Source organism: Lentilactobacillus dabitei (genome assembly GCF_019061365.1).
In the GTDB taxonomy this organism is placed as follows: Bacteria; Bacillota; Bacilli; order Lactobacillales; family Lactobacillaceae; genus Lentilactobacillus; species Lentilactobacillus dabitei.
In genome coordinates this window covers 1-14,792 of sequence record NZ_JAHPPD010000069.1, presented here as the reverse complement: position 1 = coordinate 14,792, position 14,792 = coordinate 1, and the positions used below count along the sequence as shown (strand labels likewise).

16 protein-coding genes are annotated in these 14,792 nt (G+C 39.9%); 14 read left to right on the top strand and 2 right to left on the bottom strand.

Going from position 1 to position 14,792, the window contains the following annotated elements; translation table 11 throughout:
• Positions 1-67 precede the first annotated feature (67 nt).
• A complete protein-coding gene (locus tag KTE19_RS10295) occupies positions 68-2,752 on the bottom strand; it encodes a YfhO family protein (RefSeq protein WP_217342231.1) in 2,685 nt (894 codons plus the stop codon).
• 130 nt (positions 2,753-2,882) lie between these two features.
• Here KTE19_RS10295 and KTE19_RS10290 point away from each other — a divergent pair, with 130 nt between their 5' ends.
• From KTE19_RS10290 to KTE19_RS10260, 7 genes are all read left to right on the top strand, one after another.
• Positions 2,883-4,937: a peptidoglycan D,D-transpeptidase FtsI family protein gene (locus tag KTE19_RS10290; RefSeq protein ID WP_217342230.1), complete on the top strand. Its 2,055-nt coding sequence runs from the start codon at positions 2,883-2,885 to the stop codon at positions 4,935-4,937.
• A gap of 116 nt (positions 4,938-5,053) precedes the next feature.
• Entirely contained in the window at positions 5,054-5,203 is a 150-nt protein-coding gene (gene rpmG / locus KTE19_RS10285) for a 50S ribosomal protein L33 (RefSeq protein ID WP_081467884.1), read from the top strand.
• A 78-nt stretch (positions 5,204-5,281) separates the two neighbouring features.
• Positions 5,282-5,836 carry a 5-formyltetrahydrofolate cyclo-ligase gene (locus tag KTE19_RS10280; RefSeq protein ID WP_217164069.1) on the top strand — a complete coding sequence of 185 codons (555 nt, stop codon included), beginning with the start codon at positions 5,282-5,284 and terminating at the stop codon, positions 5,834-5,836.
• 24 nt (positions 5,837-5,860) lie between these two features.
• Positions 5,861-6,523, top strand: coding sequence for a rhomboid family intramembrane serine protease (locus tag KTE19_RS10275; protein ID WP_217164070.1), 663 nt, complete (start codon positions 5,861-5,863; stop codon positions 6,521-6,523).
• 43 nt (positions 6,524-6,566) lie between these two features.
• On the top strand, positions 6,567-6,806 hold the full coding sequence (locus tag KTE19_RS10270; protein ID WP_056982662.1) for a YqgQ family protein: 240 nt from the start codon (positions 6,567-6,569) through the stop codon (positions 6,804-6,806).
• A complete protein-coding gene (locus KTE19_RS10265) occupies positions 6,781-7,740 on the top strand; it encodes an ROK family glucokinase (RefSeq protein ID WP_217164072.1) in 960 nt (319 codons plus the stop codon). Before KTE19_RS10270 ends, KTE19_RS10265 begins: the two co-directional genes overlap by 26 nt.
• Before the next feature lie 46 nt (positions 7,741-7,786).
• Positions 7,787-8,212, top strand: a complete 426-nt coding sequence (locus KTE19_RS10260; protein WP_217342229.1) for a rhodanese-like domain-containing protein — start codon at positions 7,787-7,789, stop codon at positions 8,210-8,212.
• A 140-nt stretch (positions 8,213-8,352) separates the two neighbouring features.
• Here KTE19_RS10260 and KTE19_RS10255 read toward each other — a convergent pair whose 3' ends face one another.
• Complete coding sequence (locus KTE19_RS10255) at positions 8,353-8,529, bottom strand: DUF3042 family protein (RefSeq protein WP_217164076.1); 177 nt, start codon at positions 8,527-8,529, stop codon at positions 8,353-8,355.
• Between the two features lie 100 nt (positions 8,530-8,629).
• On the opposite strand from KTE19_RS10255, the gene KTE19_RS10250 reads away from it, so the two are divergent.
• The 7 genes from KTE19_RS10250 to KTE19_RS10220 all read left to right on the top strand — a co-directional run bounded on the left by KTE19_RS10250 (position 8,630) and on the right by KTE19_RS10220 (position 14,706).
• Positions 8,630-9,370: a glycerophosphodiester phosphodiesterase family protein gene (locus tag KTE19_RS10250; protein ID WP_217342228.1), complete on the top strand. Its 741-nt coding sequence runs from the start codon at positions 8,630-8,632 to the stop codon at positions 9,368-9,370.
• A gap of 1 nt (position 9,371) precedes the next feature.
• Positions 9,372-10,295: a tRNA (adenosine(37)-N6)-dimethylallyltransferase MiaA gene (miaA, locus tag KTE19_RS10245; protein WP_217342227.1), complete on the top strand. Its 924-nt coding sequence runs from the start codon at positions 9,372-9,374 to the stop codon at positions 10,293-10,295.
• Positions 10,296-10,380: 85 nt separating this feature from the next.
• The gene (locus KTE19_RS10240; protein WP_054746670.1) at positions 10,381-10,782 is read left to right on the top strand and encodes a MerR family transcriptional regulator; all 402 of its coding nucleotides are present in this window, start codon (positions 10,381-10,383) and stop codon (positions 10,780-10,782) included.
• 16 nt (positions 10,783-10,798) lie between these two features.
• Entirely contained in the window at positions 10,799-12,142 is a 1,344-nt protein-coding gene (gene glnA / locus KTE19_RS10235) for a type I glutamate--ammonia ligase (RefSeq protein ID WP_217164081.1), read from the top strand.
• A gap of 206 nt (positions 12,143-12,348) precedes the next feature.
• Positions 12,349-13,230: a hypothetical protein gene (locus KTE19_RS10230; protein WP_217164082.1), complete on the top strand. Its 882-nt coding sequence runs from the start codon at positions 12,349-12,351 to the stop codon at positions 13,228-13,230.
• Positions 13,223-14,152, top strand: a complete 930-nt coding sequence (locus KTE19_RS10225; protein WP_217164084.1) for a hypothetical protein — start codon at positions 13,223-13,225, stop codon at positions 14,150-14,152. The genes KTE19_RS10230 and KTE19_RS10225 overlap by 8 nt, the downstream gene beginning before the upstream one ends.
• A 14-nt stretch (positions 14,153-14,166) precedes the next feature.
• The gene (locus tag KTE19_RS10220; protein WP_056982671.1) at positions 14,167-14,706 is read left to right on the top strand and encodes a dUTPase; all 540 of its coding nucleotides are present in this window, start codon (positions 14,167-14,169) and stop codon (positions 14,704-14,706) included.
• Positions 14,707-14,792 lie beyond the last annotated feature (86 nt).

The window sequence follows — 14,792 nt, the reverse complement described above, 5'->3', positions numbered from 1 at the left end:
AAGTGCCAGTGGCCTTGAAGACAATTGCGTCTCCAAGGCCACTGGCACTTTTGGTGTTTAATTAATTCTAATCTTGATCTCGAAATTCAATTGTTTCTGAATTTGTCAAAGCTTTTTTCTTTTTGGAACGACTGCGGTAAAATTCAAATCCGATAAAGATCCAACCGATTAAGCCAATGATGAGACCGGCTGTTAATCCTTCCGGCCAGAAACTAAGCTTCACAGTATGATGCCCCTTTGTCATCGGCACATACAGGAACATGTTCTCCCACATCTTAGGGGTGACGGCTTTACCGTCAACAGTTGCATGCCAACCTTTCGAATAAGGAATTGTGGTCGTTAATGCTTGATTATTAGACTTCACATTGACAGTTCCACTCATTGATCGCTCATTCCACTTATTAATCTTGAAAGGATTAGCCTTCATGTCGTTTGAAAATTGTGCAATTTTGCTATTGTGGACTTTGTACAATCTAACATCCCGTAGCATTGTACTACTTGCATTCACAAAGATCTGGATATTAATGTTGCCCGCAACTTGTTCGTTACCAATATTGGCAATAATTGTTCGTTCAGAAGGGGTAAACTGTGTTTGATTTTGACCATCAACTGAGATTGAAATTTGGCCCTTATTAAAGTTGGTTCCAAGTGTCATGTAATAAGAGGTGTTGGCTTGACCAGGGACAGTCAATATGATGTACGACAGCTCCATCATATTTTTCTTCTTCAAGATTGCGTTGTTTAATTTAGAAATCTTGTAAATATTATTGTAACGAATATGTGAGTAATTGGCTGGTTGATAGAGGCTCTTAATATTTGGATCTAAACGGTTAGCCAGTTCATTTTGATATTCGATTGGATCTGAAGCAATTTTGTTATTATTCATGCCGCTCTTTGGTGCTAAGAATCCAAGTGGTAATGCATATGGGTTCTTGTAGGTTCCAATTAACTTGTCCTGTGAAAGGAGTTCATAACTGGTTAAATCAGGTTTTCTAGTAAGTGCTGGAACGGGTTCTTTTTGTTGCTTCTTGTTTGGATTATTTTCAGGAATTTGTTGATTCATGTAATACTTCATTCCCAGCAACGAATCAGTAAACATCGTTCCGTTTGAGTAAAGAACAAAGGAATCGCCGTTTGGTTGCCCAATGTGCTTAAAGAATTGAGAAGTGTTGGCCTCAAGGGTTGAAGAAAAGATTGAGCCACCGTTAAAGTCAGCAGCAAATGCGTCGTTCTTGGTCCGGGCAAAAGTTGTGCCAATCCGGTAGAAGCTCTTATCCTTTTGTTTAACTTGGTTAACTTCCTTACGAAGCATCTTGGTATAGGTTGTAAAATCATGACTCTTTAGATAATCTAAATTGTTGAGCGAAGTGACCATGTTAAGACCAGCTTCACCAGCCATCACGACGAAAACGGTGACGGCTAACAATAGGCTTTGTTTATAGATGGCACAGGCAATAATGACACCCGCACTGATAACAAGGAAAACACATCCCCAGATAAAGTTATCTGAGTGCAGATATTCGAAATGCTTTTTGAATATGCCCACGTAAGCGACTCCCAGAACGATAAGACCCATCACGATTGAGAACCGCTTGGAATCAAGGCCTTCCTTTAAGATATGCAGGAAGGCGCTAAAGGCAGTTACAATCATCAAGAATGAGAAGAGATATGAGAATCTAAATGTGTACCAAACTGGTAGCTGCCAGCCGTGCCACAAAAGATCAAGCGGCTGGAAAACCATGGACAGAATCATAAACGCGGTCAGTCCAAGGTTGGCAAAGCGGACGTTTTTCTTGATACTTGAAATAAAGAAGTAATAAACAAATAAAATAACAACGATACTACCTACAAATATATTTGCGGTTCCACTTGGCAATTGTTTGAAATCAACGGAACCGTTGAAAAATTTACCAAGCATGTCAAGCGGATTGTATTCAAAGCGAATTTGGAACTGGTTTCTGGTATAATGAGTTTTTCCGGCAAGTAGCGAGAAGAAAGTTGGAATGAGCAGCCAGGCCGTTAACATTGCACTCAAAACTGACGCCTTAATCCATTTAACAATGATGTGAAAGTATTTACTGGTATCGACCGGATAAGCCCTAGCAATGCCGTAAATGACCATATAAGCGGTGAGAAATAAAGCAATCATCCAACCCATGTAATAATTAATGATAAACATGATCGTGAGTGCGACAACGTAAAGTACACTTGATTTATCATGAAGGACTCTCTGAAATCCTAAGAAAATAATTGGTAGGATAATCGCTGCATCAATCCACAATGTGTTGAATTGGTTAGCAATCATCCAGCCCATCAGTGCGTAGGCGGTTGAAAACCCAACCACTGACCAGCTAACGTATTTCTTGGATTGAATCAAGAAATACCCAAAACTTAAGCCACTGAGTGCGTATTTGAGCAAGGTGATGATTGCAATTACACTAGGCAACTTTGAAAGTGGGAACAGCAAGATTAGTAAGTTTAAAGGACTCATTAAGTAATAACTCCAAGTCCCGATCATCCCACCACCCAGCGCGTTGGCAAAAGAATAAATAAAACCGCTTGGGTTATGTAAGAGGGTGTCTCGGTAGTGGGCAAAGAAATCAATATACTGTTGGCCCATATCAACCGTCATGATCGATGAATTGCCAAACGGCGCAAAACGGCGATAAATGAAGTAACAGGTTGCAATTGCGAGGGGCACCAAAAAACACATGGCGTAAATAATGAATCGTTTTGTCTTTTTGACTTTCATATACAACGTCCTTTTCTAAAAAATAAATATCATTGTTTAGAATATCATAATTAATTAAAGAATGGGGAACGGTTCTAGTTTTTACGGTAAAAATTTGATAGAATTGATTCCATAGCAAGGAGTAAATATCGTGAAAATTTTTAAGAAAAGAAACAAAAGAATAAAAAAGGGTAAGGCGGCATCCCTGCCCTTTCGAATCAATATTATCTTCATTATTGTTGGTATCTTGTTTGTTGCATTATTAACTCAACTGGCCTATCTGCAGGTCATGTATGGCGCTAAATTTAAGGCGGAAGTGAATCGATCCGACACGTCTGTTGTCAACGGCAATGTTCAACGGGGAATGATTTATGATTCCACTGGCCATATTCTGGTTGGTAATTCAGCTCATCAAGCCATTGTGTATACAAAGGGTGTCAATGATCTGACAACCGATCTCTACCGGACGGCCAATCGTTTAGCGGACTATATCACAGTTTCAACCTCAAGCTTAACGAAACGTCAGCTTGCTGATTACTATTTGTCGGACGCAAATAGACTATCAGCGGTCGAAAAGAAAGCGCCTGGAATTTCTTCTGGAGACAGTGAAGATGTGATGTATGATAAGGCCGTCAGTTACGTCGAGAAGATGAATCCTGACACTTTTAGCCATGCAACCAAAGTGGCGGCCACAATCTTCGCAAAAATGAGTGGTGCTTATCAATTATCAACTGTTAATATCAAGGATAGTGGGGTTACTCAGAGAGAAGTTGCCGAAGTTGGTGAACATCTTGCAGATATGCCTGGGGTGAACGTTGGAACTAGTTGGAGCCGAAATTATCCAAATGGTCAGTCGATTCAAGGAATTACCGGGACGGTATCTAATGAAAAGACTGGGCTACCTAGTGATCGCGTGAATGAATTACTCGCTCAAGGCTACTCACGTAACGATAGTGTCGGCCAAAGTTACTTGGAACGGCAATACGAGCCGGTTCTTCGTGGGACTAAATCTCAGACCCAGATCGTTTTAAACAGTGATAACCAGATTAAGAAAGAAATTAAAAAGTACGGTGGTCAAAAAGGGGACAACCTTCAATTAACCATTAACGCCAAATTCCAAAAGGATCTTCAATCCTTGGTTCGTTCTGCAGAGTCTGGTGCTGGCGGAAACTCAACCGGAACTTACGCGGTTGTCATGAACCCCAATAATGGGGCTATCATCGGAATGGGTGGGGTTAACCGGAATCCTAAAACCTCGAAGATCACTGATAACATTCTGGGAACAATCAACAGTTCAATTGTAATGGGGTCAGTTGTCAAAGGGGCAATGGTTTCTGGTGCTCTTATGGATGGCGTCATTACACCAACTAACAGCACCTTAACCGATCAACCGATTACCACCGGTGGGGTTAAAAAATCTTCATGGTTTAATCATAGTGGTAATGCAAACATTGCCGTGGATGCCAGTGGCGCACTGGAAGTATCTTCAAACTCTTACATGATGCAATTGGCTATGAAGGAAGGCCATTTCAATTATGTTGAAGGCGGTGCACTGACAATGAGTCCGAACGTGTTTAATACCATGCGAGGCTACTTCAACCAGTTTGGCCTTGGGATTGATACGGGAATCGATATTCCTGGTGAATCCACTGGACTTAAAGGTAAGAGTGGCAAATCTCACATTGGGAGTGCATTGGATTTAGCTTTTGGTAACTATGATGCCTACACCACCATGCAGGTTGCGCAATACATTTCCACGGTCGCCAATGGTGGTTACCGGATTGCCCCCCACGTTGTTCAATCAATCAGAGGAACCACGAAGGACGGTAAGCTGGGTCAGGTCAAGGCCACTGTTATGCCAGATGTTTTGAATCATATCGACATGACCCAATCACAACGAGCCGTCGTTAAGAAAGGCTTGTATGATGTGGTTCACGGAACCAACACGTACAAGACTGGTGGCGAACTTGATACGATCAAACCGGAGATTTCCGCTAAGACTGGTACAGCTCAGACATTCTACAATGGTAACGAAACCGTTACTTTGAGTTTGGCTTCCTATGCGCCGTCAACTCACCCACAAGTTGTGGTTGCCCTCGCAATGCCTAATTTAGGGGTAAATGCTGAGAGTAACAATATGCAGTTAGCTAAGAAAATTTACGCTGCTTATTGGAAGGATGTTCAATCAACTTCAACTGTTAAGTAAAAACACTTAACATTTATTGATTTAATCCTAGTAATTTTACAAGATTGATGATAAAATGTTTTAAGTTAAGGCTAATAGAGTAGCTGTATTAATAAAAAGTTTGGAGGTAGTATTCCATGCGAGTACACATTACTTTGGAATGTACAGAATGCCACGAACGTACTTACTTATCTAGCAAGAACCGTCGTAACAACCCCGACCGTTTGGAGCTTAAAAAGTATTGTCCACGTGATCGTAAAGTGACATTACATCGAGAAACCAAATAAGGCTTGGGTAAATAACCCAAACCTTTTTTATATTCACGAGCAATAATTAATTAAGCAAAAAGAAATGTTGGTGATATCGTGAGTGAACAAGATTTAAGTAAGCCACAACTGAGAAAAATTCAAGCCCAAAAAATTGAAGAATTCTTTCAACGCAAGGATGCAGCTGAATTGATTACCAACCTAGAATCCCGACTTTATACCGATCCTGATTATTTAAACAGTCAAATAGTTGGCATTACACTTAGTATGCCGGGAGAGCTAGACACATCACCAATCATCAAACATTCACTACAAAATGATAAACAAGTTGTCGTTCCACGAACTTTACCTCATCGACAAATGGAATTTGTACTGCTTGAGGAAGATACGTATCTGTCTCAAACGCCCTTTGGAACCCGTGAACCAGTGGGTGGAGAAATTATTGACAAAACAGACATTGATGCTTTAATTGTTCCGGGGTTAGCGTTTTCTAAGAATCATTATCGAGTGGGGTTTGGAGGGGGCTTCTATGACCGATACCTTGCTGATTTTGTTGGTAAGAGTATCTCATTAGCATTGCCACCACAACTATATGAACGACCCAGATGGCCGGTAGAACCTCACGATATCTTAATTGATAAAATTATTTATTGAACTCTTTTCATGCAAGGAGATACAATGAGCAAACTAAAAGATAAGCCGTTTGTCACGTATGGGTTGCTCGCAATCATGGTGGTTGTGTTCCTAGTGATGACTGCAATGGGTGGCACTACTAATCCAAATATATTGGTTGAATTTGGCGCCAAGTATAATCCCGCCATTCGTGCCGGGGAATATTGGCGGCTGATTACCCCGATGTTTATTCACATCGGTTTTACCCACATTCTAATGAATGGCATTACGTTATATTTTATCGGCGAGTATGTTGAGCAATTATTCGGTCATTGGCGATTTCTATTGATTTTTCTAGTGTCTGGAATTGTTGGTAATCTTGCCAGCTTCACATTTAGTTATGGATTATCGGCAGGTGCCAGCACGGCAATTTTCGGCCTCTTTGGTGCCTTTATGATGCTCGGAGAAAGTTTCTCCAAGAATCCTGTCATTACATCAATGGCCAAAACATTTTTACTGTTTATTGTCTTGAACATCGGAACTGACTTATTTGTTCAGGGAATTGATATTGCCGGTCATATCGGTGGCTTAGTCGGCGGATTCTTGGTGGCATACGTTGTTGGCGTGGGCTTTGCGAAAGTGAGTCCAGTTAAACGAGGAATTGCTGGCGTGATGCTCGTTATCATTTCCGTTGGGCTCTTTATTCTAGGAATGCAGGGAAATCTTTAATATTTTTCAAATTTGAAAGAAATTTTAATTGGGATGTGAGATAATGAAAACGCTATATGATGTTCAACAATTACTCAAAAAGTTTGATATTTATGTCTATGTTGGCAAGCGACTTTGGGACATTGAGGTCATGGCGTTGGAGTTGGATCATCTTCATGATGCTCAATTAATTACGCATAAGGAATTTATTCAAGCTAAGTTGATATTAAATCGAGAACATCGTGTCGAAGAAAAAAAGGAAAGTAGGGGTAACAACATTGGCAAAGAAACTGATCGGAATTGATTTGGGCGGGACCACAACAAAATTTGCATTCATTGACCAATCTGGAAATATTTTAACAAAGTGGCGAATCCCCACTGATATCAGTAATGCAGGCAGTAATATTGTTCCAAATATTGTTCAATCTATTGCAAATCAAATGCGCAAGGATGATTACAATTCCAATGACTTCTTGGGGATTGGAATGGGAACTCCCGGAGCTGTTGATCGTGAAAAAGGAACCGTTGTCGGTGCCTACAACTTAGGCTGGGAAATTGTGCAACCGGTTGGCGCCACAATTTCTGCTAATCTTCAATTGCCAGTTTTCATCGATAATGACGCTAACAGCGCCGCTTTGGGCGAGTTCTGGAAAGGTGCAGGTTATAAAGCAAAAGATGTTGTCTTTGTCACTTTAGGAACCGGTGTTGGTGGCGGGGTGGTTACAAACGGCCATCTTGTTCATGGAATTAATGGTGGTGCCGGTGAAATTGGTCATATTACCGTTCAACCTGGTGGCTATCTTTGTACCTGTGGCAAACGCGGTTGCTTAGAGCAATACGCTTCAGCAACTGGTGTCGTTCGACTGGCGAAAGATTTAGCCAAACAATTCACTGGTAAGTCACGAATCATTGAATTAATTGATAGTGATGAGGGATTAACTTCCAAAATGGTCTTTTATCTCGCTGATAATGGGGACATTTTGGCAAACCAAATCGTTGACAAAGTTTGTTCATATCTTGGGTTAGCATTGTCAGATGTTGGGAACATCTTAAATCCAGAAAATATCATTATCGGTGGTGGTGTATCTAACGCTGGCAACACCTTATTGCAGCCAACCACTCGTTATTTCCAAGAAAATGCCTTTCCATCAGTCCGAGATTCAACTAAACTAAAACTAGCACAACTTGGTAATGATGCCGGGGTGATTGGTGCTGCTTCATTGGCACTCCCACAATAGTCGGTTTCGTCCCAGTTGACATTAACAATAAAGTAAAGGTAAAGGGATGGTATTACAAGTGATAGTAGGAGCAGTTAATCCAAATATCGTGATGTCGATTATTTTGATTATTATTTTAGGTGTGTGGCTGTGCTATACACTTTATCAAAATGTACGAGTGAAAAAAGCAGCTACATACTTATCCAACGATGAATTTCAAAAGGGCATGAGAAAAGCACAAGTGATTGACCTACGTGAGTCCAAAAGCTTTAAGGATGGTCACATTTTAGGTGCCCGTAACGTGCCGTTTTCAACGATTCGAAATTTTTATAGTCAAATCCGGTCTGATTTACCCGTTTACTTGTATGATCAGGGCAAAACTATTAGTAAAAGGGCTGCCTTGTTCTTAAGCAAAAAGGGTTACCGAGAAATTTATATTCTGAAAACCGGTTACCAAAATTGGAACGGTAAGGAAAAGAAAAATAATATTTAACTGATTTGTGGATTCTAATGCAAATTTGGGTTGAATATACTAAATGAGGCTGGCAGCAAAACAATCGTTTTGTTCCAGCCTCATTTCAAAATGTTTTAGAATGTCAATCGTGCTTAGCTTAGAATCGCATGTGCTTTAAATTAACCATGGTGAGCGGCACGGCTCTTACGAAGCGCCCTACGACGGTTCTCTTCAAACTTACTTTCTTCATCCTCAATGGGATCGACCACCGCTTTTTTAAAAGTCATTAATGCAGCTAAACCTGCAGTGACTGTTCCAACGACACCAACTATGAGACCACTTGTAAAATGTTTCATTTCAAACCCTCCAATGCAACTTGATACTTTCATTATGCGTTATTTGGGTTCAGAATTCTAGTTAATTGATTAATTATTGTACGGATTATTGGAGGTTGTTATGAAAATTGATACAAAAATAATTGCCCATCGCGGTAGTAAAGGGACCCGGCCTGAAAATACATTAGTGGCATTTCAAGCTGCAATTGACGACGGTTGTGATGGGATTGAAACTGATGTTCATTTTTCCAAGGATCATCAATTGATCATCATGCATGATGAAACGGTGGATCGAACAACTAATGGACATGGACTCATTCATGAAAAGAATCTTTCAGAATTAAAACACCTTGACGCCGGGATCCGATTTTCTGATGAATTTAAAGGAACTAGAATTCCAACTTTACAAGAAGTCGTTGAACTGCTCGTTCAAAACAATTTCCAAGGTGTTTTTAACCTTGAATTAAAAACCAACAAAATTCAATATCCAGGCATTGAGCAGGCGGTTTATGAATATTTTTCAGCAATAGATTATCCGTTTCAGCTAATTTATTCCAGTTTCAATGCGCAATCATTGGAAATTCTGAACAACATTGATCCCCAAGCTTATCGGGCAAAGCTATTCAAAACGGCTGCCAAACAAGCCAAAGCACTTAAAAAGAATCGGTTGATTGAGGATTTTCATCCAGATATTTGCTGGCTTAAACGCCACCCATTCTTCGCTGCTGCTAAACATCTTCGCCCATGGACGGTTAATTCAACGGAGGATATGCAATATTGTTTTGAGCGCAACATGGCGGCCATTATCACGGATTATCCGGCAAGAGCCGTCCAATTACGCAAGGAAATGCGGGGTGAGTAAAATGAAAAAAGTTCTGGCAATCGTTGGACCGACTGCAGTTGGTAAAACTGCCATGTCAATTAAAGTTGCTCAAAAGTTTGAGGGTGAAGTCATTTCTGGCGATTCTATGCAGGTTTACCGAAAGTTGGATATTGGAACCGCTAAGATTACTGACAGCGAAAAACAAGGGGTGCCTCACCATTTAATTAATATTCGCGACATTACTGAACGATATTCGGTCGCTGACTTTATTCACGATGCAACCGACCAAATTAATCAGATTATCAGCAGGGGGCATTTATCAATCATTGTCGGTGGCACTGGCTTTTATTTGCAAGCGTTGCTGGACGGCTTGGAATTGGGCGGAGATCAATACACAGATGATGGCCTACGGAAGAAGTTGTACCAAATTGCTGATACGGAAGGTAACATGGCTTTACATAATCGGCTCGCTTCAGTCGACCCTAAAGCCGCTGCCCAAATTCCTGCAAATAACGTCAGGCGAGTCATCAGAGCACTTGAAGTTTATAAAAAAACGGATCATCTATTTTCTGATCAGACGAATAATCCGCAACCGTTTGATTCGTTCGTTGTTGGACTTAATACCGATCGCAAGTTGCTATATCAAAGAATCAACCAACGTGTTGACATCATGATGAAGTCAGGGTTAATAGACGAAGCAAGGTATTTGTTCAACAATGGCGGGAATGAACTTCAAGCTGGCAAAGGGATCGGTTATCACGAGTTTTATGATTACTTTGCTGGCAACCGCTCACTTGAAGACGCCGTCGAGCTTGTTAAGAAAGATTCTCGCCATTACGCAAAACGTCAACTCACCTGGTTTAGAAATAAGACGCACCCCGTTTGGTATAACGTGATAGAACATCCTGACGATAGGGATCGATTGATTTTAGATATTGATAAATGGTTACGGAAGAAGATTTAGCCAACTGATGTCATAAAATATAACATTCACTATTGACATTGGTTTTAGGAATGGTATTATGGTTACAAGATTTAGGAGGTGAACAATGCGAGAGAAGGAATTACGGCGTTCAATGTCAGTTCTGCCGATTGGAACTGTGATGAAGTTAACTGACTTGACGGCAAGACAAATACGATATTATGAGCAGCAAGATTTGATTAAGCCCCTCAGAAACGAGGGTAACCGAAGGATGTATTCGCTTAATGACGTTGACCGGCTACTAGAGATTAAGGATTACTTGGATGACGGTTTAAATATCTCAGGTATTAAAGAGGTCTATAAAAAGCAATCCCAGTTGGAAGATGAGCGGAAGCGAAACTTAGAGAAGGGACTCACTGACAGTGATGTGAGAAAGATTCTCCAAGATGAATTTCTAAACATTGGTGGATTGAAGCCGCCTTCTTCGTCATTTGATGATCCGAATAATTTGAATAAACTAAATCACTGATGGGAGCGTTATATAGATGGCAACTAGACACGATTATACAAAAGATGATATTCGCAAGATGGTAAAAGATGAAGACGTCAAATTTTTACGTTTGATGTTTACGGATCTGTTTGGCACAATCAAAAACGTTGAAGTTCCAATAACTCAGTTGGATAAATTGCTTGATGACAAATTAATGTTTGATGGTTCTTCAATCGAAGGATTCGTTCGAATTGAAGAAAGTGATATGTACTTGTACCCAGATCTCTCAACTTGGATGATCTTCCCATGGAGTACTGATCGTGGCAAGATTGCTCGGGTTATTTGTCAAGTTTATCGTCCAAATGGCGAACCCTATGCAGCAGACCCCCGAAACAACCTCATCCGGGTTCTTGGCGATATGAAGAAAGCAGGATTTACTTCATTCAACATTGGCCCTGAACCAGAATTTTTCTTATTTAAGATGGGTGAAAATGGTGAACCAACCTTACACCTAAACGATAAGGGAAGTTACTTCGATATGGCACCAATGGATCTTGGTGAAAATTGCCGTCGTGAAATTGTATTAACGCTTGAAGAAATGGGCTTCGATGTTGAAGCTGCCCATCATGAAGTTGCCCCTGGACAACATGAAATTGATTTCAAGTATGCAGATGCGTTAACTGCAGCTGATAACATTCAAACATTCAAGCTGGTTGTTAAGACAGTTGCTCGTAAGTATGGCTTATATGCAACCTTCATGCCAAAACCTCTAAGTGGAATCAATGGTTCAGGAATGCATTTGAACATGTCATTGTTTAGCGACAAAGGCAATACTTTCTACGACAAGGATGGCAAATTAGAGATTTCTCAAGAAGCTTATTACTTCCTTGGCGGATTGTTGAAGCATGCCCGTTCATTTACTGCCGTATGTAACCCAATCGTTAACTCATACAAGCGTTTAGTTCCCGGCTATGAAGCCCCTGTTTATGTTGCATGGTCTGGTTCAAACCGTTCACCATTAATCCGAATTCCAAGTGCCCGTGGTAATTCAACTCGTTTGGAACTTCGAAGTGTTGATCCAACTGCCAACCCATATCTTGCCATTGCCTGTGTCCTAGAAGCCGGCCTTGACGGTCTCAAGAACAAGATCGAACCTGAACACAGTATCGATCGTAACATCTATCGAATGGATGCTCAGGAACGTCAACAAAGTCACATTACCAACTTACCTGATACCCTTCACAATGCATTGAAGGACTTGTCTGCTGACGAAGTTATGAAGCAGGCATTGGGCGAACACCTATATCACAGTTTCATTGAAGCCAAGAATTTGGAATACGATTCATACCGTACCCAAGTATCTGGCTGGGAACGTGATCAATATCTTGAAAAGTATTAATTAAAACCAGTTTCAAGTATCAAATCAAAAAGCTTTCATTTCTGTAACCAAAGTTTGGGTACTGAATGAAAGCTTTTTTATCTTGATTTCGACTAAAAAGGGTCTAAATTGACAAAACATTGAATAATCAAGTGATTAGCCCTTTATTTATCAGCGGTTTTCAGATAACATTAAGTGTATAAATAAGGGGAAAATGAGGCAATAATATGGACAGAAAAACTGAAGAAAATCAATTCAGTCAAAATGATACCATTTTGTCTTCGGCTTTAAAGCAGAAGATGGACTATTTGAATGACCTTAATGAGTCAATTACAAAGGGTGACGACCTTAAAATTTATGAATTAATCGATCCTAATCGATATGCCACCGAGGCTAATGGGGAGACTTTATCAGAAGCAAAACCTGATCATTTTAGTCTGGCAGCCGATTTAAATGCGCAATTGAGTCATCATTTGAGCAACAAATTGATTGATTATTTAGGAAAAACTTACCCGTTCTTTTATTATCATGAGTATGAATTGGGTAAGTTTCATATCTACTTTGGAAATTGGTGGGACCACCGCATGTTTGGTGATTTGGATCCAATTAATGTGCGATTCAATTTTTCTGAAGAAGAATATCAGATTTTGGCTAAGTCTTTCCAGTTGGAATTAGAGAATAGTCGCGTAAACGACGCTGAGATGAGACAACTTGGTGAGGAAAATGAAAAATTAACTCAGCTCATTGAGGACCAGGACAAACGTGATCGACGTAAAGAAGAAATTCGAAAACAACTCAAGGAAAATGAGGAAAAATCGCCAATGCCTTGGGAAGCCGGTAAGGTCAAAGAAGAACACCAGCAATTAAGTGATGCATTGCTTGAATTGACTAATATTGATGAGCAGGCATCAAACAGTCGACCGAAAATTAAAGCAAATGAGAATAAAATTCTTGCACTATCAAAGGAAGAAACAATCTTGAATCTTGAAAAGCAAAATATCAGAGCTTCCTTTGGCAGTTTTGATGCTTTCAACGAAAACAATCGGAATTTATATGCCAAATACATTCAGAATTTGGCAGAAGAATCGCAGGTGAGCGACGGTGAGTAAGGAAACTGAAAAGAAAGTTTTGACTACTAACGAGTTGCTCAATCACTACAGTGATTCAATTAAAAATGGCCTCAATAATGGAACAAAGTACGTTGATGCCTTTAATCGGTTAAACAATACATCTGACAAGAATGATCTGTTAGCTGCGGCAGTTGAATTGACTAATTATCAACTTAATTCTGATTTTGTTGTTTTTCCCCATCAATTTTCTGATGCCGACGTTCAGCTGGTGTTTTTGGAACGGATTTTGAGTTTATCCGGATCCAAAGGGTTAACCATTATTAATGCTGAACACGTTCAAAAATTGTTATGCAAGTTTGCTTCTCTAAGTGACAACACTTTCACCTTTACAAAATCGAGTAAGAATCCCACCGGCTTTTTCTTTGGGCCGACAGACTACAATCGACCATTATTCTATTTGAATTTAAAGACAAAGGAATTGATGTTCCATGGTTCTGCTTTGATTGATTACTTCGTGGTTGACTTAGAGGGAACAACGGTCAGTGATTCGAAAGCAGCACTGGAAGTTTTGCTAAAAGTTGCCGAAATTCTTAAAGAGAGCTTTGGATTTAAAATTGACTTCAACGTCTTGGATGGCGTCAATGGTGAATTTTATGAATTTGCTGCTGGTGAAATTCCGGAAGCAATTATGGATGAGTTGTTCGTTAAGTCAGCCGATAACAAATTCATCTTGATGGCTGATCAAAATGGTGGCGCATCGTTAACGTTGAATGATGGCACTCAACTTAAGGTTTATAATTCAGGTAATTCCGATCGGCCAAAATGGGGAGCCGCTATTTATGATGCCGACCAAAAAGAAAGTTGGCTCTATCTTTTACTTGATTACCCATTCATTCAGGAGTGGTACCTTGATAACAAAAAACAGTTGGAAATTCTCTCAAATCAGTTTGTATTTGGATAGGAGTTAATGATCAAATGGATTTACAAGCGCTCATTTCAGCATCTGTATTCTTAAATCGGCAAATTGAGGATAAAAAACAGCTTCATTGGGCAAACGAAGCCCGAATCAAAAATGCGTTTGTGGCTTTGGATGTTGAATTATCAGAGATGGCTAATACCTCGGAGTGGTTTAAAGTTTGGAAGATTCATCGTGGCAAAAGCGATCCTGATAAAACGCCCAGAGAAACGTTACTATATGAATATGTGGACGCTTTAGATTTTTATCTGTTAATTTCAAATCTAAAGAACTGGAACCACTTTGTGCTCAACTCCGAGAAAGATTTACCAAAGATTGAATCTTTAAAGAAGGAAGATAGTTTAGATAAGCAATATCTCGCAATGAAACGGATGTTGTTTGATGCTTACTTTAACCATAGTGGTGATAGTTTTAATCATTCATGGCGGCTATTCTTGAAGTTTGGTTTAGTTGATTTTGGGTATTCGGAGACTGAAATTGAAACTGCTTTTAAGGATAAGAACCAGATTAACGAAAAACGCCAAGATAATAATTATTAATCTAAACACTAAAAAAACCTTATTGGACCACTTTTAAAAGCGGACTAATAAGGCTTTTTCATATTAAAGATGTCGCAAGAGAGATT